22 protein-coding genes and 2 pseudogenes are annotated in these 23870 nt (G+C 71.7%); 15 read left to right on the top strand and 9 right to left on the bottom strand.

Annotated features, from left to right (window positions below; all coding sequences use genetic code 11):
• Positions 1–53: 53 nt before the first annotated feature.
• Genes ACRAWC_RS08420 through nirB form a run of 3 tightly spaced genes read right to left on the bottom strand, consistent with a single transcriptional unit; the run spans position 54 to position 4562 of the window.
• Positions 54–1178, bottom strand: a complete 1125-nt coding sequence (locus tag ACRAWC_RS08420; protein WP_431347324.1) for a uroporphyrinogen-III synthase — start codon at positions 1176–1178, stop codon at positions 54–56.
• Between the two features lies 1 nt (position 1179).
• A complete protein-coding gene (cobA, locus tag ACRAWC_RS08415; RefSeq protein ID WP_431347323.1) occupies positions 1180–1965 on the bottom strand; it encodes a uroporphyrinogen-III C-methyltransferase in 786 nt (261 codons plus the stop codon).
• Positions 1962–4562: a nitrite reductase large subunit NirB gene (gene nirB, locus ACRAWC_RS08410; RefSeq protein WP_431347322.1), complete on the bottom strand. Its 2601-nt coding sequence runs from the start codon at positions 4560–4562 to the stop codon at positions 1962–1964. Before nirB ends, cobA begins: the two co-directional genes overlap by 4 nt.
• Before the next feature lie 218 nt (positions 4563–4780).
• Here nirB and nirD point away from each other — a divergent pair, with 218 nt between their 5' ends.
• A complete protein-coding gene (gene nirD / locus ACRAWC_RS08405) occupies positions 4781–5152 on the top strand; it encodes a nitrite reductase small subunit NirD (protein ID WP_431347321.1) in 372 nt (123 codons plus the stop codon).
• Positions 5149–5865: a sirohydrochlorin chelatase gene (locus ACRAWC_RS08400; RefSeq protein WP_431347320.1), complete on the top strand. Its 717-nt coding sequence runs from the start codon at positions 5149–5151 to the stop codon at positions 5863–5865. Before nirD ends, ACRAWC_RS08400 begins: the two co-directional genes overlap by 4 nt.
• A 7-nt stretch (positions 5866–5872) precedes the next feature.
• Here the strand turns inward: ACRAWC_RS08400 and ACRAWC_RS08395 are convergent, their stop codons facing one another.
• On the bottom strand, positions 5873–6340 hold the full coding sequence (locus ACRAWC_RS08395) for a MarR family winged helix-turn-helix transcriptional regulator (RefSeq protein WP_431347319.1): 468 nt from the start codon (positions 6338–6340) through the stop codon (positions 5873–5875).
• 60 nt (positions 6341–6400) lie between these two features.
• On the opposite strand from ACRAWC_RS08395, the gene ACRAWC_RS08390 reads away from it, so the two are divergent.
• Genes ACRAWC_RS08390 through ACRAWC_RS08380 form a run of 3 tightly spaced genes read left to right on the top strand, consistent with a single transcriptional unit; the run spans position 6401 to position 8240 of the window.
• Positions 6401–6769 (top strand): VOC family protein, encoded by a 369-nt coding sequence (locus ACRAWC_RS08390; RefSeq protein ID WP_431347318.1) that lies wholly within the window; start codon positions 6401–6403, stop codon positions 6767–6769.
• Positions 6770–6816: 47 nt separating this feature from the next.
• Entirely contained in the window at positions 6817–7257 is a 441-nt protein-coding gene (locus ACRAWC_RS08385; protein WP_431347317.1) for a MerR family transcriptional regulator, read from the top strand.
• Positions 7254–8240, top strand: coding sequence for an NAD-dependent epimerase/dehydratase family protein (locus tag ACRAWC_RS08380; RefSeq protein ID WP_431347316.1), 987 nt, complete (start codon positions 7254–7256; stop codon positions 8238–8240). The genes ACRAWC_RS08385 and ACRAWC_RS08380 overlap by 4 nt, the downstream gene beginning before the upstream one ends.
• 28 nt (positions 8241–8268) lie before the next feature.
• Here ACRAWC_RS08380 and ACRAWC_RS08375 read toward each other — a convergent pair whose 3' ends face one another.
• On the bottom strand, positions 8269–9294 hold the full coding sequence (locus ACRAWC_RS08375) for a LacI family DNA-binding transcriptional regulator (RefSeq protein WP_431347315.1): 1026 nt from the start codon (positions 9292–9294) through the stop codon (positions 8269–8271).
• 204 nt (positions 9295–9498) lie between these two features.
• Between ACRAWC_RS08375 and ACRAWC_RS08370 the strand changes: the two genes are divergently transcribed.
• The 6 genes and pseudogenes from ACRAWC_RS08370 (at position 9499) to ACRAWC_RS08345 (ending at position 15664) form a co-directional block, all read left to right on the top strand.
• Positions 9499–10644, top strand: coding sequence for a sugar ABC transporter substrate-binding protein (locus ACRAWC_RS08370; RefSeq protein ID WP_431347314.1), 1146 nt, complete (start codon positions 9499–9501; stop codon positions 10642–10644).
• Between the two features lie 62 nt (positions 10645–10706).
• Positions 10707–11672, top strand: a complete 966-nt coding sequence (locus ACRAWC_RS08365; RefSeq protein WP_431347313.1) for a carbohydrate ABC transporter permease — start codon at positions 10707–10709, stop codon at positions 11670–11672.
• Entirely contained in the window at positions 11669–12529 is an 861-nt protein-coding gene (locus tag ACRAWC_RS08360; protein WP_431347312.1) for a carbohydrate ABC transporter permease, read from the top strand. The genes ACRAWC_RS08365 and ACRAWC_RS08360 overlap by 4 nt, the downstream gene beginning before the upstream one ends.
• Before the next feature lie 52 nt (positions 12530–12581).
• Positions 12582–13390, top strand: a pseudogene (locus ACRAWC_RS08355) (ThuA domain-containing protein).
• Positions 13387–14502, top strand: a complete 1116-nt coding sequence (locus ACRAWC_RS08350; protein WP_431347311.1) for a Gfo/Idh/MocA family protein — start codon at positions 13387–13389, stop codon at positions 14500–14502. The pseudogene ACRAWC_RS08355 and the gene ACRAWC_RS08350 overlap by 4 nt, the downstream one beginning before the upstream one ends.
• A 44-nt stretch (positions 14503–14546) precedes the next feature.
• Positions 14547–15664, top strand: a pseudogene (locus tag ACRAWC_RS08345) (Gfo/Idh/MocA family protein).
• 70 nt (positions 15665–15734) lie between these two features.
• Here ACRAWC_RS08345 and ACRAWC_RS08340 read toward each other — a convergent pair.
• Genes ACRAWC_RS08340 through ACRAWC_RS08325 form a run of 4 tightly spaced genes read right to left on the bottom strand, consistent with a single transcriptional unit; the run spans position 15735 to position 18418 of the window.
• Positions 15735–16976 carry a type II toxin-antitoxin system HipA family toxin gene (locus ACRAWC_RS08340; protein ID WP_431347310.1) on the bottom strand — a complete coding sequence of 414 codons (1242 nt, stop codon included), beginning with the start codon at positions 16974–16976 and terminating at the stop codon, positions 15735–15737.
• Entirely contained in the window at positions 16976–17215 is a 240-nt protein-coding gene (locus ACRAWC_RS08335; RefSeq protein ID WP_431347309.1) for a helix-turn-helix domain-containing protein, read from the bottom strand. The genes ACRAWC_RS08340 and ACRAWC_RS08335 overlap by 1 nt, the downstream gene beginning before the upstream one ends.
• A 58-nt stretch (positions 17216–17273) precedes the next feature.
• The gene (locus tag ACRAWC_RS08330) at positions 17274–17483 is read right to left on the bottom strand and encodes a hypothetical protein (RefSeq protein ID WP_431347308.1); all 210 of its coding nucleotides are present in this window, start codon (positions 17481–17483) and stop codon (positions 17274–17276) included.
• A complete protein-coding gene (locus tag ACRAWC_RS08325; RefSeq protein ID WP_431347307.1) occupies positions 17480–18418 on the bottom strand; it encodes a LysR family transcriptional regulator in 939 nt (312 codons plus the stop codon). The genes ACRAWC_RS08330 and ACRAWC_RS08325 overlap by 4 nt, the downstream gene beginning before the upstream one ends.
• Before the next feature lie 123 nt (positions 18419–18541).
• Between ACRAWC_RS08325 and ACRAWC_RS08320 the strand changes: the two genes are divergently transcribed.
• The 4 genes from ACRAWC_RS08320 (at position 18542) to lysA (ending at position 23869) form a co-directional block, all read left to right on the top strand.
• Complete coding sequence (locus ACRAWC_RS08320) at positions 18542–20086, top strand: aminotransferase class I/II-fold pyridoxal phosphate-dependent enzyme (RefSeq protein ID WP_431347306.1); 1545 nt, start codon at positions 18542–18544, stop codon at positions 20084–20086.
• A 60-nt stretch (positions 20087–20146) separates the two neighbouring features.
• On the top strand, positions 20147–21643 hold the full coding sequence (locus ACRAWC_RS08315; RefSeq protein WP_431347305.1) for an amino acid permease: 1497 nt from the start codon (positions 20147–20149) through the stop codon (positions 21641–21643).
• On the top strand, positions 21640–22545 hold the full coding sequence (locus ACRAWC_RS08310) for a universal stress protein (protein WP_431347304.1): 906 nt from the start codon (positions 21640–21642) through the stop codon (positions 22543–22545). The genes ACRAWC_RS08315 and ACRAWC_RS08310 overlap by 4 nt, the downstream gene beginning before the upstream one ends.
• A 64-nt stretch (positions 22546–22609) precedes the next feature.
• Positions 22610–23869 (top strand): diaminopimelate decarboxylase, encoded by a 1260-nt coding sequence (gene lysA / locus ACRAWC_RS08305; protein ID WP_431347303.1) that lies wholly within the window; start codon positions 22610–22612, stop codon positions 23867–23869.
• Position 23870: the final 1 nt, after the last annotated feature.

The raw sequence follows: 23870 nt of genomic DNA, 5'->3' as shown, positions 1-23870 counted from the left end.
GAATGTCGCGAAAGCGCCGGCGAAAGCCGCGATTCGTGCGGAATCGCGCGAGGTCAGACGTCGAGGCGGTAGCCGCGTTTGACGACGGTGGCCACGAGACCGGGGGTGCCGAGGCTCTGCCGGAGGCGGCTCAGCGACACCTCCATCGCGTGCTCGTCGCAGCCGCCGTCGAGGGCGACGGACAGGTCCCGGCGCGACACCACCGCTCCGTTCGCCGCGACCAGCGCCCGGAACAGCGACAGCGATGTCGGCGTCAGCCGCACCGCGTTCCCGGCCACGACGGCGACGCTGCCGCGCAGCTCGACCTCCCCGTGCCGCGTGCTCACCCGCCTGGTCGACTCCGCCTCGAGCTGCTCGCAGACCAGCCGGATGAGCGCGCCCATCCGGTAGCGGTCCGGCTGCAGCGGCTCGATCCCCGCGCCGAGCAGCGGGGCGGACGTCACCGGCCCGACGCTCGCGGCGACCACATCGGTGCGGAACGCCTCCAGCACCTCCGGGTGCCGGCCACGGGCGAGGGCGGCGATCAGCAGCCCGTCGACAGCGGGCGCGCTGGTGAAGGTCACACAGTCGAGCTGCCGGGCGGCGATCGCGTCCACGAGGCGGGTCGCCCGCTCGTCGTCGTCCTCGGCCACCGACCAGGTGTACGGCGCGACGGCGAGGACCCGGTCGCCGGCCTCCTGCAGCCGCTGGAGCTGACCGACGTCGGTCTGGCCGTGGAGCTGGATGGCGACCGTGATCCCGGGCGGGAACTCCTCGATCACCTTCGAGACGAGGGAGGCCGTGGTCTCCTCGTCCGACATCCCCGCGTCGTCGAGGCCCGCGGCCCGCACGGCGCCGCGCGCCTTCGGTCCGCGCACCAGGATGGTCGATTTCGCGAGCGCGCGCTGCAGCTCCTCGCCGAGGCCTGCCGAGTCGGCGACCTCGAACCAGCGGCGCATCCCGTAGCTGGTGGTCGCCAGCAGCACGTCGGGAGCCGCGGCGATGATCCGCTCGGTGGCCGCGATGACCGGAGCGTCGTCCTCGGCGTGCTGCATGTGCACCGTCGGCGCGTGCAGCACCGCCGCCCCACGGCGCTCGAACGCGTCGATCAGGTCGGCCGAGCGGCGGTCGCTCGTCACGCCGATGCGGAATCCGGCGAGCTGGTCCGGGCGGAAGGCCGCGACGCGTTCGTCGCCCATGTCAGCCTCCGGCCACCGCGGCCGCGTCGGCCAGTGCCGACGTCGCGTCCGCGTCCCCGCCCCGCGCGAGAGCGACGACCTCGCCGATCACGACGACCGCGGGCGAGCCGACCCCGGCCTGGACCGACTCCGTCAGAATCGTCCCCAGTTCGCCGAAGGTGGTCCGTTGCCGGGCGGAGTAGCCCTGCTCGACGACCGCGACCGGCATGCCGGGATCCATCCCGAAGCGTGCCAGCCCCGCGGTGATCGACGGGAGGTTCGTGACGCCCATCAGGATCACGATCGTGCCGCCGAGGCCCGCCAGATGCTCCAGTTCGGCGGGCGAGAGCGGTGCGTGCCCCGAGACCACGGTGAACATCCGGGAGGCCGTGCGGTGGGTGACCGGGATCCCGGCCGCCGCGGGGACGGCGATCGCGCTCGTCACCCCGGGGATGACGCTGACCGGGACTCCCGCGCGCCGGCACGCCTCCACCTCCTCGCCGCCGCGCCCGAAGACGAACGGGTCGCCGCCCTTCAGCCGGACGACCGCAGCCCCCTCCCGCGCGTGCGCGACCAGGAGCCGCTCGATCTCGTCCTGCGGGATGGGATGGTGCCCCGGCCGCTTGCCGACGTCGATCAGCTCGGCGCCGGGCGCGAGCTCCGCGAGGGTCTCGTGCGGGGCGAGCCGGTCGTACAGCACGACGTCGGCCGCCGCGAGTGCGCGCACCGCTGCGACGGTGAGGAGGTCGGGGTCGCCGGGGCCGCCGCCGACCAGCGTCACCGAGCCGGTCCGGATCGGGTGGATCATGGGGTCTCTCCTTCCGCCGCGGTGGTCGCAGTGGCGCCGCGCACCGGGATCGTCGTGCCCGCCAGCAGCACCGTGCCGGCCGCCCGCTCCTCGGCGGTCGCCGGCCGGAGCTGCCCGCGCTCCTCGACCCGCGCGATCGACGGGTCGGCCTCGGTCGGCGCGTTCACGAACGACCGGAACCGGCGCAGCCGCTCCGGGTCGCGCAGAGTGGCCGCCCACTCGTCCTCGTACGTGTCGATGTGCTTCGCCATCGCGGCCTCGAGCTCGGCGCCGAGCCCGAGGGAGTCCGCCACGACGACCTCGCGCACGTGGTCGACGCCGCCGTCGAGGTCCTCCATCCAGCGGGCCGTGCGCTGCAGCCGGTCGGCGGTGCGGATGTAGTACATGAGGTAGCGGTCGATGTACCGGACCAGCGTCTCGTCGTCGAGGTCGGACGCGAGGAGCTGCGCGTGCGCGGGCTGGAAGCCGCCGTTGCCGCCGACGTACAGGTTCCAGCCCTTGTCGGTCGCGATCACTCCGACGTCCTTGCCGCGGGCCTCGGCGCACTCGCGGGCGCAGCCCGAGACGCCGAACTTGAACTTGTGCGGGGCGCGCAGGCCCCGGTAACGCAACTCCAGCGAGACGGCCATGCCGACCGAGTCCTGCACGCCGTACCGGCACCAGGTGGAGCCGACGCAGCTCTTCACGTTCCGCAACGCCTTGCCGTAGGCCTGACCCGACTCGAAGCCGGCGTCGACCAGGCGCTTCCAGATGTCAGGCAGCTGGTCGAGGCGCGCGCCGAACATGTCGATGCGCTGGCCTCCGGTGATCTTCGTGTAGAGGCCGAAGTCGGTCGCGACCTGCGCGATCACGGCCAGCTTCTGCGGGGTGATCTCACCGCCCGGGATGCGCGGGACGACAGAGTACGTGCCGTCCTTCTGCATGTTCGCGAGCGCGCGGTCGTTGGTGTCCTGCAGCGGGCCGCGGCCGCCGTCGAGCGGGTAGCCGCTGTGCTGGCTGGCGAGGATGGAGCCGACCGCCGGCTTGCAGATGTCGCAGCCGCGACCGCGGCCGAGCCGCCCGATGGTGTCCTCCCAGCTGGTCAGCTCCAGCACGCGGATCGACTCGAAGAGCTCCTGGCGCGACAGCTCGAAATGCTCGCAGAGCGCGTGCGAGACGGTGGCGCCGGCGGCGGTGAGCTCGGCCTCCAGCAGCTTCTTCACCAGGGGCACGCACGAGCCGCACTGGGTGCCCGCGCGGGTGCAGGCCTTGAGTTCGCCGAGATCGTGGCAGCCGTCTCCCACGGCCTCCCGGACAGTGCCGGCCGTGACGTTGTTGCAGGAGCAGACGAAGGCGTCGTCGGGGAGGGCGCCGCCGGCGGGCGGCTCGGCGCCGGCCGCGGACAGGTACGCGGCGGGCTCGGCGTCGAGCTCGCGGCCGAGCAGCGGGCGGAGGCCGACGTAGGGCGACGCGTCGCCGACGAACACCCCGCCGAGCAGGGTCTTCGCGTCGTCGCTGACGACGAGCTTCTGGTACAGGCCGCGCGCCGGGTCTGCATAAACGATCTCCAGCGCGCCCGGCTCTCGGGCGAACGCGTCGCCGAAGCTGGCGACATCCACGCCGGAGAGCTTGAGCTTGGTCGCGTCGTCCACTGTCGTGAACGTCGCGTCGCCGCCGAGCAGCCGGTCGGCGACCGTCTCGGCCATCGCGTTGGCCGGGGCGACCAGGCCGATGGTCCGGCCGTCGACCGCGGCGACCTCGCCGATGGCCCAGATCGCGGGATCGGACGTGCGGCAGGACTCGTCGATGACGACGCCGCCGCGCTCGACGGTCGCGATCCCCGCCTCGCGGGCGAGCTCATCGCGGGCACGGATGCCGATCGCGAAGACCACGATGTCGGCGGGGACCGTGCGGCCGTCGGCGCAGCGCACCGCCGAGGGGAGGCCGTCGCCGCCGAGCACGATCTCGCGAGGACGCGTCCCCAGGTGGAGGTCGATCCCGCGGGCCGAGATCAGCCGCCCGAGCGCCTGCCCCGCGCCCTCGTCGAGCTGGGCCGACATCAGCCAGCCGCCGGAGTGGATGATGACCGCTTCGGCTCCCAGTGCCGCGACACCGCCTGCGGCCTCCAGCCCGAGGAGGCCGCCGCCGGCGACCGCGACCCGGGGCGCGCGGCCGAGCCGCTCGCGCAGGTCGGCGACCTCGGCGACCAGGGCGTCCACGTCGTCGATGGTGCGGTAGACCCTGCTCGCCGCGGCGCCCGGAATGTCGGGAACCGGGGCGGAGGAGCCGGTGGCGAGCACGAGGTCGTCGTAGCCGAGCACAGCACCGGCCGAGGTCGTCACGGTCTTCGCGGCGCGGTCGATGGCGGTGACGGCTTCGCCGACCCGCAGCTCCACCGCGGCGTCCTCCCAGTGCGAGGCCGGCTCGAGCGTGAGATCCACCTCGCCGTCGGCGAGGCGCTTGCTGAGCTGGACCCGGTCGTACGGCAGGTACGGCTCCTCCGCGACGACCGCGATGGATCGCTGGCCGGACCCCTCGCCGCCGCGCGACACGAGCGCGTCGACCAGCCGGTGCGCGGCCGGGCCGCCTCCTACGATCAGCGTGCGTCGACTCGTCATGCGGGCGCCCCTTTCCGTGTCCGGCGGCTTCCGCCGCACCGGCGGTTCCCCGCCCGGTGCCTTTCGAGCGTAGGAGCAGGGGTTTCCCGGCCGTTTCGGCCGTGTAACCGCGCGTTAACACCGCTCGCACACGGCCGGGCGCAGGGTGTGAGCCGGGATTCACAGAGAGGTAACACGATGCGCGGCCTCCCGAAACACGCCTCCCGTAGCGTCGGCGCATGACGATCACGCAGACCACCCGGCACCCCGATGCCGCCCGCGCCGACTGGGTGCGCGCCTGCCGTGTCGACGACCTGGAGCCGTCGTGGGGCGAGGCGGTGCTCCTCCGGATGCGCCAGATCGCGCTGTTCCTGCTCTCGCCGCGTGAGGTCTACGCCGTCGCGCACGAGGACCCGGCGGGCGGCGCCCCCGTGATGGCGCGCGGCATCGTCGGCTCGCGCGGCGACCGGCCGACCGTCGCCTCACCCCTGCACAAGGAGGTCTACGATCTCGGCACCGGGGAGTGCTTCACCGACCCCGCGCTGGCCCTCCGGACCTTCCGCACCCGCATCGTCGGCGGGTTCATCGAGATCGAGCTGGGCGACGGATGACGGATGTCGTCCTCGCCGCCTCGCACGGCACGTTGTCCCCCGAGGGGCAGGCCGCCGTGCGCCGCCTGGTGGAGGCCGTGGCCGGGGCGCTGACGGAGACCGTCGTCGGCTGCCATGTCGACGTCGAACAGCCCGATGTGCCGTCCTCGCTGGAGCGCGCCGCGGGACTCGTCGGCGCCTCCGGCCACGCGGTCATCGTCTCGCTGCTGCTCTCCGCCGGGTACCACGTCTTCGTCGACCTGGCCGACGCGGCGGACGCCTCGCCGATCCCCGCGACCGTGACGCCGGCGCTCGGCCCGGATCCCCGGCTCGTGGACGTGCTCGTCGAACGACTGCGGGAGTCCGGACACCGGCCCGGCGACCAGGTCGTGCTCGCCGCAGCCGGCTCCTCCGACTCCCGCGCCGTGGCCGACTGCCACCGCACGGCGACCCTCCTGGCGGGGCGGATCGGCTCGACGGTCTCGGCCGGGTTCATCTCGGCGGCGGCTCCCGCGCTTCCCGAAGCGGTGGCGGTGGCGCGGGCCCGCGCGGGAGGGGCGCGCGTGCTGGTCGCGACCTACCTGCTGGCCCCGGGCTACTTCGCGCAGCTCGCCGCCGCGGCGGGCGCCGACGTCACGACCGAGCCGCTGCTCACGCCCGCCTCGACGCCGCACCAGCTCGTCGGGATCGTGGTCGACCGGGTGGGGGCCGTCCGGCGGCCGAGCAGGGTTTAGGCCACCGTCATTCCGGCGCGGGCGAGCCGCCCTCACCGCGCAGCGCCCGCACCATGCTCTGCAGGCCGGCGAACGCGGCGGACTGCTCGCCCGGCGTCATCCCGGCCAGCATCCTCCCCTCCACCGATCGCACCGCGGCGCTCGCCGTCGCCAGGCTGCGCCGCCCGCGCGCGGTGAGCCTCGCCGGCAGCACCTTGCCGACCGGCGCCTCCGCGGGACGCGTGACGGAGCCGTCGCGCTCCAGCGACTGGAGGAGCACGTTCATCGTCTGCCGGGTCACGAACGCGCCGCGCGCCAGCTCGGAGTTCGACAGGCCGGGCCGCTGGGCCAGCAGCTCCAGGCAGGAGTAGTGCGTCACCGTCATCCCGAGCGGGCGGAGGACGTCCTCCATCGCCGCGCGGAGGGCGGTCGACGCCTCCTTCAGCAGGTAGCCGAGGGAGGTGTCGAGCTGGATTCCATCGTCAGGGGCGCTCATGTCAGTAGTCTGACATAGGCTTCAACGTGTCAGAAAACTGACACACGAGAGGAGTTCCCCATGTCCGCCATCGGCCCCGATTTCATCTCCCTGCAGGTGCGCGACCTCGACGCATCCGGGGTGTTCTACGAGCAGTACCTCGGCCTCGTCCGCTCGCCCGCCGGCCCTCCGCACGCCGTCGTCTTCGCGACCGAGCCGATCGCGTTCGCGCTCCGCGAGCTCGTCGAGGGCACCGACCTCGACTCCGTCGCGCAGCCCGGCGTCGGCGTCGCGCTCTGGCTCCGCGCCGCCGATGTCCAGGCGATCCACGACGAGCTGGCGGCCGACGGGCGCACCATCGTCTCGGCCCCGATCGACGGACCGTTCGGCCGCACCTTCACGTTCGCCGACCCCGACGGCTACCACGTCACGCTCCACGACCGCGCGTGAGACTCCGCGCTTGACTTCAAGCGCTTGAGGTCTGTTCTGATGGGGACATGACCAGTTTGAGCATCCAGGACGTGTCCCGGCAGAGCGGTCTCAGCGAGCCCACCCTGCGGTACTACGAGGAGGTCGGCCTCCTCGGCCCGATCGCCCGCGACGGCAGCAGCGGGCACCGGCGCTACAGCGAGGGCGACCTCGACACGGCGCAGGTGCTCGCCTGCCTGCGCGCGATGGGCGTCGGGATCGAGGACATGCGCACCTATCAGGCGAACCGGCTGCGCGGGCACGACGCCGCGGGCGAGCAGCGCGACATCCTGCTGCGGCACGCCGTGCGCGTGGAGGACCAGATCGCGACGCTGCGCACCCACCTCGACTACCTGCGGGCGAAGGCCGCGCTGTGGGACGCCCGCGCGCGTGCCGACGTCGCGGCCGAGGCCGAGGCGCACGTCGAACTGGAGGCCATCCTTCCCCGACTCGAGGAGACGTTCCGATGAACAGCACCGCCACCACCCCCACCACTCTCGTCACCGGAGGCACCGGCTACGTCGCCACGCGCCTCATCGCGGACCTGCTCGTCTCCGGGGTGGAGGTGCGCGCCACCGTCCGATCCCTCGACCGGGCCGACGAGGTCCGGGCGGCGGTGCGGCGCGCGGGCGCCGACGCCGACGGGCTGACCTTCGCGGCGGCCTCGCTCACCGACGACGACGGCTGGGAGGCCGCGCTCGCCGGCGTCGAGGACGTGTACCACGTCGCGTCGCCGATGATCCAGACGACGGACCCGGCCGAGGTCGTCGTCCCGGCGCGCGACGGATCACTGCGCGTGCTGCGCGCGGCACGCGACGCGGGCGCCCGGCGCGTCGTGCTCACCTCGTCCTTCGCCGCGGTCGGCTACTCGCCGAAGCCGGTCCGCGACTACGACGAGTCCGACTGGACCGACCCGGAGACGCCCGGCCTGCCGGCCTACCCGCTGTCGAAGGCGGTCGCGGAGCGCGCCGCATGGGGCTTCATCGAGCGGGAGGGCGGCGACACCGAGCTGGTGGCGATCAACCCGACGTGGATCGCCGGCCCGACGCTCACCGCGTCGGCGCGCTCCTCCCTCCAGCTCTTCACGGGGATGCTCGACGGCGCCATGCAGGCGGTCCCGCGGCAGCGCTTCGGCATCGCGGACGTCCGCGACGTGGCGACGGCGCACATCGCCGCCATGGCGACGCCGGGGGCCGCGGGCAAGCGCTACCTGGTCCTGGCGGACGGCCCGACGATGACGTTCCTCGATGTGGCGAACGTGCTGCGGGCGGAGCTCGGCGACGCGGCGCGCCTCGTGCCCGCCGCCGAACTGCCGGGCGATGAGCCCGCGCCGCTCGTCATCCACAACGAGCGCGCCAAGGCCGAGCTGGGCCTGCGGCCGCGCCCGGCGGTGGAGACGATCGTGGCGACGGCGATGAGCCTGCGGGAGCTGGGGATGCTGGCGGCGGCGTAGCGGACGTACTGGACGGTATGCAGTCTCCTCAGACCGTGCTCGACCGCACGATCAACTCCGGCTCCAGCAGCTCGTGCCTCACGGCCGTCCCCTCGCCGACGAGGATGTCGACCAGGATCTCCGCGATCCGGTCCTTGGGCTGGCGGATCGAGGTGATCGCGAAGCCGGACTCCCCGGCCACCGGCGAGTCGTCGAAGCCGGTGACCGCCACGCCTGAGCCGACCGGGATGCCGAGCTCGCGGGCGACCAGGACCACGGCCAGCGCGTGCTGGTCCGTCGCGCTCACGATCGCCGTCGGCGGGTCGTCGGAGGTCAGCAGGGTGCGGGCCGCGGCCAGCGTGTCGGTGAACTCGGGCCCGGTCTCCACGACCCGGCCCGGCGCCAGCGACGACTCCCGTCCGCGCGCGGTGCACGCGCCAATGTAGCCGAGCCGCCGGTAGCGGGTCGTGATCAGCTCGTCGGGGTAGCCGACGTAGGCCAATTCGGTGTGGCCGAGCGACGTCAGGTGATCGACGGCGAGGATGATGCCCTTCTCGGCGTCGGTGTCCACCCAGTTCCAGGTGGCGCTCTCGTCCTGCGGGTCGCCGCCGTACGCGACGAACGGTATGCCGCGCTCCGCGAGCGCGGGGAGCCGGGGGTCGCCGATGGAGATGTTGGGCACGATGAAGCCCGCCGCCATCTGGCCGTAGTAGAGGTCCTCGCAGGCCTCGATCTCCTGCGACCCCGCGGAGATGAGGGTCAGGTTGCGGCCGTGCCGCTCGGAGGTCGCCGCGAGGTCGTGCAGGAACTGGTCCATGTACGCGTCGGCGGCGAAACGGTGCGGACCGATGAGGTACCCGATCTGGCGGGGGAGGGCCAGCCGCAGGCTGCGGGCCACCAGGTTGTTGCGGTAGTCGAGCGCGTCCATCGACGCGCGCACGCGCTCCCGGGTCGCCTCGCTGACGATGTCCGGCCGGTTGATGGCGTTGGAGACGGTCATGACGGAGACGCCGGCGTGGCGGGCGACGTCGGCCATGCTGGGCTTGCGCGTGCCCGTCTTCTTGGGAGCGGTCATGGGTCCTTCATTTTCGCACAGTGCCGGCCGGTCGTTGTAAGCATAAAAAAGTTCGTGACTTCAGCGTCATTTTATGCTTACAATCTCGCACACGCACCGTCGTCATCCCCCGTGCAATGCAAAGGAGCATCCACCCATGAAGACAGCACATCGCGCCGTCGTGGCCCTCGCGGCCGCGGCACTCATCCCTCTCGGACTCGCCGCGTGCAGCGGCGGGGAGCGGCCTCCACCGCCAAGAGCATCACGCTCGAGGACTACTTCACCGACGGATCGCACGACGCCCAGTACGCGAAGTGCGAGGCCAGCACCGGCATCAAGGTCAACGCGGTCCACGTCGCGGGCGCCTCGCTCATCCAGAAGGTCCTGCAGCAGGTCTCGTCCAAGACCCTCCCGGACGTCCTGATGATCGACAACCCGGACGTGCAGCAGATCGCGGCGACCGGCGCCCTCGCGCCGCTCAAGGACTTCGGGATCACCGGCTCCGGCCTCACCCCCGCCGCCGTCAAGGCGGGCACCTACAAGGGTGAGCTGTACGGCGCGCAGCCGCTCGCCAACTCGATCGCGCTGTTCTACAACACCGACATCCTGCAGGCCGCGGGGGTCCAGCCGCCCAAGACGTGGGACGAGCTGCGCAGCGCGGCCCGCCAGCTCACCGACGCGAGCAAGGGTCGCTACGGCTTCGCCATGAGCAACATCAACACCTACGAGGGCACCTGGCAGTTCCTGCCCTTCTTCTGGACCAACGGCGGGAACGAGAAGAACATCGCGACACCGGAGGCCGCGCAGGCCCTCCAGCTCGTCCTCGACCTGCAGAACGACGGGTCGCTGTCGAAGAGCTCCATCTCGTGGGCCCAGGCCGACGTGAACAACCAGTTCATCGCGGGCAAGGCGGCCATGATGATCAACGGACCCTGGCAGATCCCGGCTCTCTCGAAGGCGAGCGGGCTGCACTGGGCCAGCGTCTCGATCCCGGTCCGCGAGGCGTCGCAGACCTCGGTCGCGCCCCTCGGCGGCGAGCAGTACACGGTGCCGCAGACCGGCAAGAAGGACGCCCAGGCGGCCGGCGCGAAGTTCGTCCAGTGCCTGATGACCCCGGCCCTGCAGTCCTTCGAGGCCAAGACGGCACAGACCGTGCCGACCAACCTCGCCGAGGCCAAGAAGTTCGGCGCCGCGAACCCCGACGTGGCCTCGTTCGTCGGCGTCGTCGCCGACGCGCGGGCACGCACCGCCGAGCTCGGCCCGGACTGGCCCAAGGCGGCGACCAAGATCTACACCGCCGTGCAGCTCGCGCTGACCGGCAAGGCGTCCCCGGCGGACGCCCTCAAGCAGGCCCAGTCGGAGAACCAGTAACGAGCTCGCAGGTGGCGGGGGCCCGCACGGCTCCCGCCGCCCGCGGGAAAGGAACACGGTCGATGACGACTCTCAACGCGGAGACAACCGCGATCGCCCCACCCGTCCGGGACAGCGGCCCCGTCGCGGGCAGCCCCCGCCGCCGCAGGTTCCGGCTCGCCCGGTCGGTCAGCAAGTGGCTGTTCGTCCTGCCGGCGGTCCTGTTCGTCCTGATCTTCTTCGGCTACCCCATCGTCAAGAACCTGGCGATGTCGTTCCAGGACTACACGACCACCACCTTCTACACGGGCGAGGCCCCCTGGGTCGGCCTCCAGAACTACATCACGACTGTCAGCAGCTCGCTGTTCAGCACGACCATGCTGAACACGGCGCTGTTCACCATCGGCTCGATCGTCCTCCAGTTCGCCATCGGGCTCGGCCTGGCGCTGTTCTTCAAGCGCAACTTCCCGCTGGGCGGCTTCCTCCGCTCGCTGCTGCTCCTGCCGTGGCTGCTCCCGCTGATCGCGTCGAGCGCGGTCTGGAAGTGGATCCTCGACCAGGACAGCGGCGCGCTCAACCAGTTCCTCGGCGTCTTCGGCGTCCACCCGATCCCGTGGCTGGTGAGCCCGTCGCTCGCGCTGATCGCGGTGATCGGCGTGAACGTCTGGCTCGGCATCCCGTTCAACACGACCATCCTCTACAGCGGACTGCAGGGGGTGCCGGAGGAGCTCTACGAGGCGGCGGCGCTCGACGGCGCGGTCGGCTGGCGGGCGTTCCGGCACATCACCTGGCCGAGCATCCGCCCGGTCGTCAGCGTCGTCGTCGTGCTGGGCGTCGTCTACACGCTCAAGGTCGTGGACGTGATCCTCGGCCTCACCGGTGGAGGCCCCGCCAACTCCACCCAGACGCTCGCGACGTGGGCGTACCAGAAGTCGTTCGTGCAGTTCGCGTTCGGGGAGGGCGCCGCGATCAGCAACATCCTGATCGTGATCTCGCTCGTCTTCGCCGTCGTCTATCTGTACATGTCACGCAAGGAGGTCGACGAATGACCGAGACCCGAGCCATCGTGCTCCCCAAGGGGCGGCGTCCCGAGCGCCGGCAGGCCACGCGGCGCTGGCCGATGACCGTCCTCGGCGTCCTGTTCCTTGCGGTGATGATCTTCCCGGTCTACTGGATGGTCAACAGCAGCCTGCAGGCCAACGCCGGGGCCGCCACGACCGCGTGGTTCCCGCTCCAGCCGACGCTCGACGGCTACGTCACGGCGATCAAGCAGCAGGGCGGCAACCTGGTCACCAGCACGATCATCGCGCTCAGCACCGTGGTGCTGACCATCGCGATCGCGACCCCCGCGGCGTACGGACTCGCCCGATTCCGGATGCGCGGCATGACCGTGTTCGTGTTCGCGCTGCTGATCACGCAGATGATCCCGGTCATCGTGATCGCGAACGCCCTCTACGCGCTGTTCAACGACCTGGGGCTGCTGAACTCGTACGCCGGGCTGATCCTGGCGGACACCGCGGCGCAGATCCCGTTCGCCATCCTGCTGATCCGGGCGTTCATGGGATCGCTTCCGCCGTCCCTGGTCGAGGCGGCGCTGGTCGACGGAGCGAACAACTTCCGCGCTTTCATCTCGATCGTGGTCCCGATCAGCAAGAACGCGATCGTCACGGCGGCGCTGTTCACCTTCCTCGGCGCGTGGGGCGACTTCCTCTTCGCGCTGACGCTGACGAGCACGCCGCAGGTCCGGCCGATCACGCTCGGCATCTACGACTACATCAGCGCGAACGTGCAGCAGTGGGGCCCGGTGATGGCCACCGCTGTTCTGGCCTCCATCCCGGCCGGGGTGCTGCTGATCCTCGCGCAACGGTACATCGCCGCCGGAGCCCTCGGCGGCGCGATCAAGTGAACCCGGCCGGGACCCCGGTCCCGGACGACAGCAACAAGGAGAGTGACGAGAAATGTCTCATCGAATCGGAACCGCGGAAGACCCGATCCGCGTCGTCGTGTGGGGGGAGAACCGCCACGAGCAGCTGGAGCCGGAGGTCGCCGCGATCTACCCGACCGGCATGCACACCACGATCAAGGAGGGCATCGAGGAGTTCGCGGGCGACCGCGTGAGCGTGACGACCGTGACGCTCGACGACCCGGAGCACGGGCTGACCGAGGAGCTGCTGGAGCAGACCGACGTGCTGACCTGGTGGGGGCACGCGGCGCACGCCGAGGTGTCCGACGAGATCGTCGAGCGCGTGCACCGGCACGTGCTCGCCGGGATGGGGCTCATCGTGCTGCACTCCGGGCACTGGTCCAAGATCTTCACCACGCTCATGGGCACAACCTGCACGCTGCGCTGGCGGAGCGACAACGACCGCGAGCTGGTCTGGACCGTCGACCCGACCCACCCGATCGCGAAGGGCATCCCGCACCCGATCGAGATCCCGGCGCAGGAGATGTACGGCGAGCAGTTCGACGTTCCCGCGCCCGACGAGCTGGTCTTCATCAGCACGTTCAGCGGCGGCGAGTGCTTCCGCAGCGGGATGACGTTCAGGCGCGGCAACGGCAAGATCTTCTTCTTCAGCCCGGGCGACCAGGACTACCCGGTGTACCACCACCCGGATGTCCGTCCGTCATCGCCAACGCCGTGGAGTGGGCGGTCTCCGACCGGCCCGCGCGGCAGATCCCCGTCCTGCTGCGCTACGAACGCGGGGACTTCTTCACCGGCCACGGCTACGCGGGCGCGCTGCACAACCGCGACGAGGTCGCCCTGTGAGCGGCGTCGCCGCCGTCCACCAGCAGGAGGCGCTGCCCGTCGTGCTCGTCGGCGCCGGCAACATGGGGCGCAACTGGATCCGCACTTTCGCGTCGTCCCCGGAGGCCCGTCTGGTCGGGATCGTCGACCTCGACCTGGACCTCGCGCGTCGGGTCGCGCAGGAGGAGGCCCTCGACGTCGTGATCGGGTCGTCGGTGTCGGAGGTCGCCGCGCAGAGCGGCGCGGTCGCGGTGGTGAACGTCACCGTCCCCGCCGCGCACCGCCCGGTGAACGAGGAGGCGCTCTTCGCCGGCCTCCCCGTCCTCTGCGAGAAGCCGATCGCGCCCACGCTGGTCGACGCGCTCCAGCAGGCCGCGCTCGCCGAGGTCTCGGGCGGCCTGCTGATGGTCAGCCAGTCGCGCCGGTACTTCAACGAGTTGACCCGGCTGCGTGCCATCGCCGGCCGGCTCGGCAGGGTGGGGGCGATCACCACCGAGTTCTACAAGGCCCCGCACTTCGGCGGCTTCCGCGACCGGATGGCGCAGCCGCTCCTGGTGGACATGGCCATCCACCAGTTCGACATGGCCCGCTCTCTGCTGCGCGCGGACCCGGTGACGGTGTCGTGCTCGTCGTGGAACCCGGCCTGGAGCTGGTACGACGGCGACGCCTCCGCCACCGCGACCTTCGAGTTCGACGACGGTGCGCGCTACACCTTCACCGGGAGCTGGTGCGCACCGGGTCGCGAGACCTCGTGGAACGGCTCGTGGCGGATAAGCGCCGAGCACGGAACCGCGGTCTGGGACGGCGACGGCGTGCCCGAGGCGGACGGGATCGACCGCCTCCCCGACGCGCCGGCGGGACCCGAGGAGATCGCCGGATCGCTCGCGGAGTTCGTCCGCTGTCTGCTCAGCGGCCAGACGCCGCAGAGCGAGATCCACGAGAACATCCACAGCCTCGCGATGGTGGAGGCTGCGGTGCTGAGCGCGGACACCGGCGAGCGCGTCGACATCCCGCAGCTCCTGGAGCGGCGCTACGAGGAAGCGGTGCGGACCGAACGCCGCGCCGACGTGCGGGAGCGACTCGAGCAGTGGGGGAGCGTCGCGCACCTGCGGGCAGCGGAGGTGACGCCGTGACGGCCGCGCCCTCGCTCCGGGTCGCACTCATCGGCCACGGCTTCATGGGGGCTGCCCACTCGCAGGCGTGGCGCGTCGCGCCCCGGTTCTTCGATCTGCCGCTGCGGCCGGAGATGGCGCTGCTGGTCGGCCGCACCGGGGCTGCGGAGTCGGCCGAGCTGCTGGGCTGGGCCGAGTCCTCCACCGACTGGCGGGAGGCCGTCACCCGTGACGACATCGACCTGGTCGACATCGTGACCCCCGGTGACACCCACGCAGAGATCGCCGTCGCAGCGCTGGAGGCCGGCAAGCACGTGCTCTGCGAGAAGCCGCTGGCCAACAGCCTCGACGAGGCCGCGCGCATGACTTCGGCCGCGGCGACCGCACGGGAGGAGGCGTGCTCGCGATGTGCGGGTTCACCTACCGGCGCGTGCCCGCGATCCTGGAGGCGCGCCGGCTGGTGGCCGAGGGGGCGATCGGCGAGGTGCGCGAGGTGCGCGCGCAGTACCTCCAGGACTGGCTGAGCGACCCGGCCGCCCCGATGACGTGGCGGCTCGACCGCTCCGCGGCCGGGTCCGGTTCGCTGGGCGACATCGGCGCGCACATCATCGACGCAGCCGAGTTCGTGGCGGGCGATCGCATCGCCTCGGTCAGCGGCACCCTCGAGACCTACGTGCGCCGGCGGCCCATCCTGGCCGAGCAGCGCGGCCTCGGCGGCGTGGCCTCCGACCGGTTCGGGGAGGTGACCGTCGACGACGCGGCCTGGTTCACGACCCGGTTCGGCTCGGGGGCGATGGGCTCCTTCACCGCGACCAGATACGCCACCGGACGCAAGAACGCGCTGCGGCTGGAGATCTCGGGGACGCGCGGCGCCCTCGCCTTCGACCTGGAACGCCTGAACGAGCTGGAGTTCTACGACGCGACCGAGCCGGCCGACCGCCTCGGCTTCCGCCGCATCCTCGCGACCGAGCCGGAGCATCCCTTCGCGGGGAACTGGTGGCCGACCGGCCACGCCCTGGGCTACGAGCACGCGTTCTCCCACCAGGTGGTGGACTTCGTGACGGATATCGCGGAAGGGCGCGAGCCGGCGCCGTCGTTCGCGGACGCGCTGCACGTGCAGCGGGTGCTGGCTGGCGTGGAGGAGAGCGCGGCGGCGGGGAGCGCGTGGGTGGGGATCGTGTGACGGGACGGCCGGGCCGACCCGACCGGCAGAGGCCACCGCATGACGGCCGGCGTCGCCGCCGGGTCCTGGCTCACTCGTCGCCGGCCGGCCTCCCGGCGAGGAGATTGGTGGTGAAGCCGCGGATGTCGCGGCGGAGCGACGGGTACGCGCCCTTGAGCGGAGCGTTGTCGTCCACGAACTCCAGGATCGAGATGAGCGTGTCCCGGACGAGAGGGTCCGCGCTGCGCACTCCCCACGACTCCGCCTCTGCGACGATATCCGCGAGGGTGAGCTCGGCGTGGAGGTAGGTCTCGTTGATCGCCAGCGCCATCCTGCGGTCGTTGTCGCGGTGCGCCGTCGGGACGACGTCATACGCCGGCGCGAGTCCGTCTCGCGCCTGACGCGGGTGAAGGATCGAGATGTTCTTGCCGTGCATGTCGAGGTTCCCGACGGCGACGGCAAGCGTGTTCAGGCGCGTCAATCGCTCGCCCGACTCGATGTCGCCGCGTTTCATGAACACGTCGGCGATTCGCCTGAGCGTCGTCTTCCCGCCCAGCTGCTGGTACTTCTCGTTCCCGCTCGCTCCCAGCGCCTGGTTCATGTCCTCCTGATGGATCCGCCCGTCGGGAGCATCCGGCGAGCGGTCGTAGCGTTCGATCACGAGCGTGCGGATACCGTCGAACACCTCGATCGCCGTGTCATAGTTCAGGAGGCCCAGGCTCCGTGCGATGCGGGACCCGTACTCCTCGTCGAAGATCGTCGTATCGTCCGTGTCGAGCTGTGGTTTCAGGATGTGGGTGGAAGCGTATCCGTCGTTGGGCTGCTGCCACCCGCCTCCCGACCGTGCGAGGACGATCTTGGGCTGGACACCGTTGATCAGGGACTTGCCGGTGCGCTTGGCGTTGCCGAGTGGATATCGCCTGGCGTCTCTCAGGAGGTCTCCGATTCGCGCGTCATCGACGTCGGTCGCGAACGGCGTGCGCGGCTCGCCGGGGCGGTCGGGGTCGTAGATCTGGATGGCGCCGGAGACGTCGCGACCGTATTGCGCGAGCATGGCGATGGTGTCCCCGTTCTCGATGCCGGCCTGGCCCCGGAGGTAGGTGTAGAGGTCTCCTTCCGGCAGAAGCTCGGCGAAGTAGTTGCGTCGCCTGCTCGCGGCATGGCCTCCTCTCGCCGCCACCAGCTCGAGGGGCACGGAGTTCGAGAGCTCCCGGGAACCCAGCGGGAAGAACTCGAATGCAGCGGGGTTCGTCGCGAAGTCGAACGTGCGGGGGTTCGTCCCGACGAGGTTCCCGATGTGATGCCCGTACAACTCCACGATGAGGTCGGCCATCAGAGCGTCCCCCGGTCGGTGTCGATCTCGGCGATGAGGCGTACGTCGGTCGCGTGGAGATAAGCGAACAGCCGGTCCATGAGCACCGACGGTTTTCCGGACTCCAACTCCCACACGTACCGCTGGCTCACTCCGAGCCGAGCGGCGAGGTCCCGCTGCGACAATCCGGCGAGCAGTCGCCCCTGCTGCAGGAACCTGCCGAGATCCTCGGCGGACTCCACGTCGCCCTGGAGCTTCACTCCGCACCTCCTCATGACTACTATTTCGTAGTCATTATGGCTGACTACGATATCGTAGTCAAGCGGCTTGACTACGATATGGTAGTCGCCTCGGGCCGTGCGGGTACGAGACGTACGCGAACCGCGCGGAGTCCGGCGACCAGCTGTTGACGTTGATCGCGCCCTGGCCGCCGGGGAGCGGGATGCGCTCCAGCGGCGTCCCCCAGTCCGCCTCGAGGGTGCGGTAGGGCGCGGAAGGCTCCTTCGGGGGTTCGGGCGGTGTCGTCACGGCGACGGGCGTCCTGCCCGCACGGCGGCGAACCCGTCCCGGACCGCGGCGACGAGATGGCGGACGGCGGGGGAGGGGCGGCGGCTGGCGTCCTCCGCGGAGGTCGCCACGAGGATCGAGCGCACGAACGACGGGTCGTCGACCGGGAGCAGGACGATGCCGGGGTGCGCGGCGGTCGTCGCGAGCCCCGGGATCATCCCGACCACCATCCGCGCGGCGGTCATGCCGAGGAGGACCTGGAAGTCGTCGGTGCGGATAGCGACGTCCAGGACGTGCCCCTCCGCCGCGAAGGCGTCGGCGACGACGCGGTCCATCGCGTCCTCCACCGAGGTGGCGAAGACCCAGCGCTCGCCGCGGAGCGAGAGGACGGCGGCGAGGTCGACCGACGTGCGCGAGGCGAGCGGGTGGCCGACGGGCAGCGCCAGCATCAGGGGGTCGCGGTACACCTCCATCGTCACCACGTTCGGGCGGAACGGCAGCTCGTAGCCGGGAACCGTGTAGACGAGCGCGGCGTCGAGCGCGCCGCGGTTGATGCTGTCGACGAGCGCGGGGACCTCCTCGAACGTGGCGTCGATCTCGATGCCGAGGTCGCCGACGCTGGCCGCGACGAACGGCAGGATGCTCGCTGCCGCCGTCGCGAAGGTCCCGAAACGCAGCCGCACCCGCCCCAGCCGGCTGAACTCGCGCGCGTCTCCGATCGCCCGTTCGCTGAGCGTCAGGATCTCCTGGGCGCGTTCGAGGAGCAGCATGCCGACGGGGGTCAGCTTGCTGCCGCGCGGAGAGCGGACGAGCACGGGCGCCCCGACCAGACGCTCCAGGTTCTTCAGGTGGTAGTCGACGGTCGGCTGGCCCCAGCCCAGGCGCCGGGCGGCGGCCGTGACGGAGCCCTCGGCGTGGACGGCCCGGAGCGCCTCGAACTGTCTCAGATCCGCCATCGGATCCCCTGTCTGGATGCGGGTGACGACCCGGCCGGGTGAATCGAGTCACATACAGTCTATGTGGGCAGGGCGAAGTTCGGGGGATTCTGGTCACGAGGTCGCCGCCCGCACGATGGAGGCATGGCCCCCACCCGTTCGTCGTCCGTCGACTCGCGTCCGCTCCCGCCCACTGCCGATGTCCGCCAGTGGGAGACGCCGTACGCGGACGCGCTGGAGCGCCACGCGGCTCGCGCGCCGCTCCCGCTGATGGTCCCGGGGCACGGCGGGGACGACCTCGGCCTTAGCGCGCGGCTCGCCGACTTCATCGGGACGCGGCCGCTGCAGCTCGACGTGCCCATGCTGGTGGATGACATCGACCTGGGTCGGGACTCGCCGCTGAGCCGCTCCCTCGACCTGGCGGCGGACGCGTGGGGCGCGCGCCGCACCTGGTTCCTCACCGGCGGCGCGTCGCAGGCCAACCGGATCGCCGCGCTCGCCGTGCGGGGGCTCGGTGCGAACATCCTGTCCCAGCGCAGCGCGCACTCCAGCTTCAGCGACGGCGTGCTGTCGGCCGGCCTGGCGCCGTCCTTCGTCCTGCCCTCGATCGACGCCGCGCACGGCGTCGCGCACGGCGTCTCGCCCGCCTCCCTCGACGCAGCACTGACCGCTGCGGGGCAGGCCGGACGGCCGGCGGCCTCCGTCTACGTCGTCTCGCCGAGCTACTTCGGCTCGGTCGCCGACGTCGCCGGGCTGGCGCGGGTGGCGCACGCGCACGGCGCCCCGCTCATCGTCGACGGCGCCTGGGGTCCGCATTTCGGGTTCCACCCGGATCTGCCGGAGTCGCCCGCCCGGCTCGGCGCGGATCTGGTCGTCTCCAGCACGCACAAGCTCGGCGGCTCGCTGACCCAGTCCGCCATGCTCCACCTCGGCCACGGCCCGTTCGCCGACGCCCTCGAACCGCTCATCGAACGGGCGGTCTCGATCACCGCCTCCACCTCCACGTCGGCGCTGCTGCAGGCCTCCCTCGACATCGCGCGGCACTCCCTCGCCACCGGCGCCGAGCTGATCGGCCGCTCGATCGCGGTCGCCGACGCGTTCCGGGACGCGCTGCGCGCCGACCCGCGGTTCGGCGTGCTCAGCGATGGCTTCGGCGCGTTCGACGACGTCGTCGCCGTCGACCCGCTGCGGGTCGCGATCGACGTGTCGAAGACAGGGGTCAGCGGGCACTGGCTGCGTCAGCGCCTCATCGACGCCGAGGGGATCTTCTTCGAGATGTCGACCGCGACCACGCTCGTCGCGCTCATCGGCGCCGGCAAGACTCCGGACCTCGCCCGGGCGCACCGGGCGCTCGCCGCGGCGGTCGACTCGGCGGAGGCGCGCGCCGAGCGATCCACCGGCGGCGCGGACGAGTTCCCGGCGCTGCCCGAGTCCGGCCCGCTGCGCACGCTGCCCCGCGACGCGTTCTTCGCCGACACCGAGCTCGTGGCGGCGGCCGACGCGGTCGGGCGCATCTCGGCCGACACGCTCGCCGCCTACCCGCCCGGGATCCCGAACCTCATCCCCGGCGAGGAGATCACGGCGCAGACGGTGGCCTTCCTGCAGGCCGTCGCCGCCTCCCCGTCCGGCTATGTGCGCGGCGCCGTCGACGCGCGGGTCGAACGGTTCCGGGTGACCGGCCGGAGCTGAACCCCCACGCGGACCGCGACGATTTCGAATCCCCCCACCAATCAAAGGAGACTGGTAGATATGCCCACCATCGCTCAGCAGCTGCTGCGCAGAAAGCCCACGACGCCTCCCGGAGCCGGCGAGGCGCACCTGAAACGCAGCATCGGCCTCTTCTCCCTGACCATGATCGGTGTCGGCGGGACGCTCGGCACCGGAATCTTCTTCATCCTGTCCCAGGCGGTCCCCGTCGCCGGCCCCGCGGTGATCTGGTCCTTCGTCATCGGCGGCGTCGTCGCGGGGCTCACCGCCCTGTGCTACGCCGAGATGGCGGGCGCCGTCCCGGCCTCCGGCTCGACCTACTCGTACGCGTACGCGACGCTCGGCGAAGGCACGGCGATGGCGGTCGGAGCCTGTCTGCTGCTGGAGTACGGCGTCTCCACCGCCGCTGTCGCAGTCGGGTGGTCCCAGTACGTCAACCAGCTGCTCCAGAACCTGTTGGGCTGGCAGCTCCCGGTGCAGCTCTCCCAGGCGCCGGAGCAGGGCGGCATCGTCAACGTCCCCGCGGTGATCGTCATCGTGCTGTGCTCGCTGCTGCTGCTGCGCGGGGCGCGCGAGTCCACGATGGTCAACAGCATCATGGTCGTCGTCAAGATCGCCGTCGTGCTGTTCTTCTGCGCTGTCGCCTTCACCGGGTGGAACAGCGACCACTTCCACAACTTCGCGCCGGCCGGGTTCGCGGGCATCGTCGGCGGCGCCGGGATCATCTTCTTCTCGTTCGTCGGACTCGACGCCGTGTCGACGGCGGGTGAGGAGGCGAAGAACCCCAAGCGGAACCTGCCGCTCGCGATCATCTTCGCGCTCGGGATCATCATCGTGCTCTACGTCGCCACCAGCCTCGCCGCCCTCGGCGCGCAGGCTCCGGCGAAGTTCGCGAACCAGGACGCGGGACTCGCCGCGATCCTGCAGAACATCGTCGGCTCCAGCTGGCCGGGGACCGTCGTCGCCATCGGCGCCATCATCTCGATCTTCTCGGTGACGCTCGTCTGCCTGTACGGGCAGACGCGCATCCTGTTCGCCATGTCGCGCGACGGGATGATCCCGAAGGTGTTCGCGAAGGTCGACCCGCGGACGATGACGCCCGTGCAGAACACCGTCATCGTGATGATCGCCACCGGCGTCCTCGCGGCGGTCGTCCCGATCGACTTCCTCGCCGAGATGACGAGTATCGGCACCCTGGTCGCCTTCCTCGTCGTGTCGCTCGGCGTCATCATCCTGCGCGTGCGGGAGCCGGAGCTGGAGCGGGGCTTCCGCCTGCCGCTCGGCTGGACGATCCCGATCCTGTCGATCGCGGGCTGTATCGCGATCATCACGCAGCTGCGCCTCATCACGATCATCGTCTTCCTGATCTGGACCGCCGCTTTCCTGGTCTTCTATTGGTTCTACGGCCGGAGGCACTCCACGCTGCAGACCGGCGCACCGATCGCCGGCGCGGACGCCCCGTACACGAGCAACTTCGCCAAGCCCAGCACGGACGAGATCCGGGAGGCCGCCGAGCGCCGGAAGGCGGGCCGGAGATGAGCATCGTCGTCGGGGTGGACCCCGCGCACCGCTCGGCCTCCGCGCTTCACCTGGCCGCCATGCTCGCCCGCTCCTCGGGCACGGGCCTCATCGTGGCCGCCGTCGTCCCGCCGGCGTGGCCGACTACGGCGGGCGGCGCGGACGCGGAATGGCGGGGCTACACCCGGGAGAACGCAAACGGTGCGCTCGACCACGCCGCGGCGGTGCTGGGCCGCTCGGTGCCGGCCGAGTACGTGCTGCACGAGGCCCCGTCCGCCCGTCGAGGGCTCGTGGCTCTCGCCGAGGAGCGCGAGGCGTCGCTGATCGTCGTCGGCTCGGCGACGGACGGGCAGCCGGGGCGGATCGCGCTCGGCTCGGCGAGCGACACCCTCCTGCACGCGTCACCGGTCCCCGTCGCGATCGCGCCCCGCGGGTACCGCACGGCGGAGGGCGCGCGCGTCAGCCGGGTCACTGCCGCCTACCGCGGCACCGGTGCGTCGACCGATCTGGTGTTCGGCGCGGCGGGGGTTGCGGCGTCGGTCGGCGCGGAGCTGCGGGTCGCCTCCTTCGCCGTCGTACCGCCCGACTCCGGCACGTCGGGTGCCGGGCTCGACGCCGAGCAGGCCATCGCGGACACTTGGGCGGCCGATGTCGCGACGCACGCCGCGTCGCTGGTCCGTCAGGTGTCGGAGCTGCCCGGGGCTCCGGAGGTCTCCGACGTCGCCGTGGGGAGGGGCGAGACGTGGGAGTCGGCGCTGGCGGAGGTCGGCTGGCAGCCCGACGAGGTGCTGGTCGTCGGCTCGAGCACCCTCGGCCCGATCGCACGCGTGTTCCTCGGCTCGCACGCGGCCAAGATCGTCCGCCACTCTCCCGTGCCGGTCGTGGTCGTCCCGCACGGGGTGGTCGGCCGCGAGCGCGAGTGACCTCCCGCAGCACCTCCTGATCCGAACCGACCGCCTGATCCCGCCAGACCGAAGGGCGCAACACATGCCGCACCCCCTCCTCGATCTCTTCCCGCACGGGGCGGCCGTCGACCCCGACGGCACCCTCGTGATCGCCGGCTGCCGGGTGGACGACCTGGCGCGCGCGTTCGGCACTCCCGCGATCGTCGTCGACGAGCACTCGCTCCGTTCCCGGGCGCGCGAGTACCGCACCGCGCTCACCTCCCGCCGGCCGAACGCGCGCGTCGTCTTCGCGTCGAAGGCGTTCCCCGCGACCGCCGTGCAGCGGGTCATGGTGGAGGAGGGGCTCGGCCTGGACGTCGCGGGCGGCGGCGAGATCCTCAGCGCGCTGCGGGCAGGGGTGGACCCGGCGCTGATCGTGATGCACGGCAACGCCAAGACGACGGAGGAACTGCGGATCGCGGTGGAGGCCGGGGTCGGGCTCGTCGTCGTGGACAACGAGGACGACGTCGACCGGCTCGAGCGGCTTGTCGCGCCCGGGAGCGTCCAGGGCGTCCTCGTCCGGGTCGTCCCCGACGTCGTGTCGTCGACACACCCCGCCGTGCAGACCGGGCAAGTGGGCTCCAAGTTCGGGCTGACGGCCGCGGCCGCGCGCCGTCTCATCGCCCGGATCGAGGCGAGCCCGCTGCTCGACATGCGCGGCGTGCACGCCCACGTCGGATCGCAGATCATGGACCCGGCGGAGCTCGCCGCGGCCGTCGCCCCGCTCGCGGCGCTCGGCACGTTCCCGGTCTACGACCTCGGCGGCGGCCTGGGCGCCCGCTACACGACCGCTGACCGGCCCGCGTCCGTCGGCCAGTACGTGGAGACGCTGCTCGCGGCCGCCGATGAGCACCTGCCGGCGGACGCCGAGCTGATCATCGAGCCCGGCCGCAGCATGGTGAACGCGTCGGCCTTCACCCTTTACGCCGTCACCACGGTCAAACGCGACGCCCGGAACTTCGTGGCCGTCGACGGCGGGATGGGCGACAATCTGGAGGCCGCCCTCTTCCAGCAGCGCTACGAGGCCGTGCTCGCCGGCCGGATGAACGAGGACGACGCCGAGGACGTCGTGGTGGTCGGCCGGCACTGCGAGTCGGGGGACGTGCTCATCGACCCGCTGCGGCTGCCCGCCGCCCGGGTCGGCGACCTCCTCGCGGTGCCCGCCACCGGCGCGTACACGCACACGATGGCGAACAACTACAACGGCTACCGGCGGCCGCCGGTGGTGTTCGCGCGCGACGGCGAGGCGCGGGCGGTCATCCGGCGGGAGACCTGGGAGGACCTGTTCGCGCGTGACCTGTGAG

The organism is Leifsonia sp. L25 (assembly GCF_050632895.1).
This window is presented reverse-complemented; position numbering and strand designations above follow the sequence as displayed.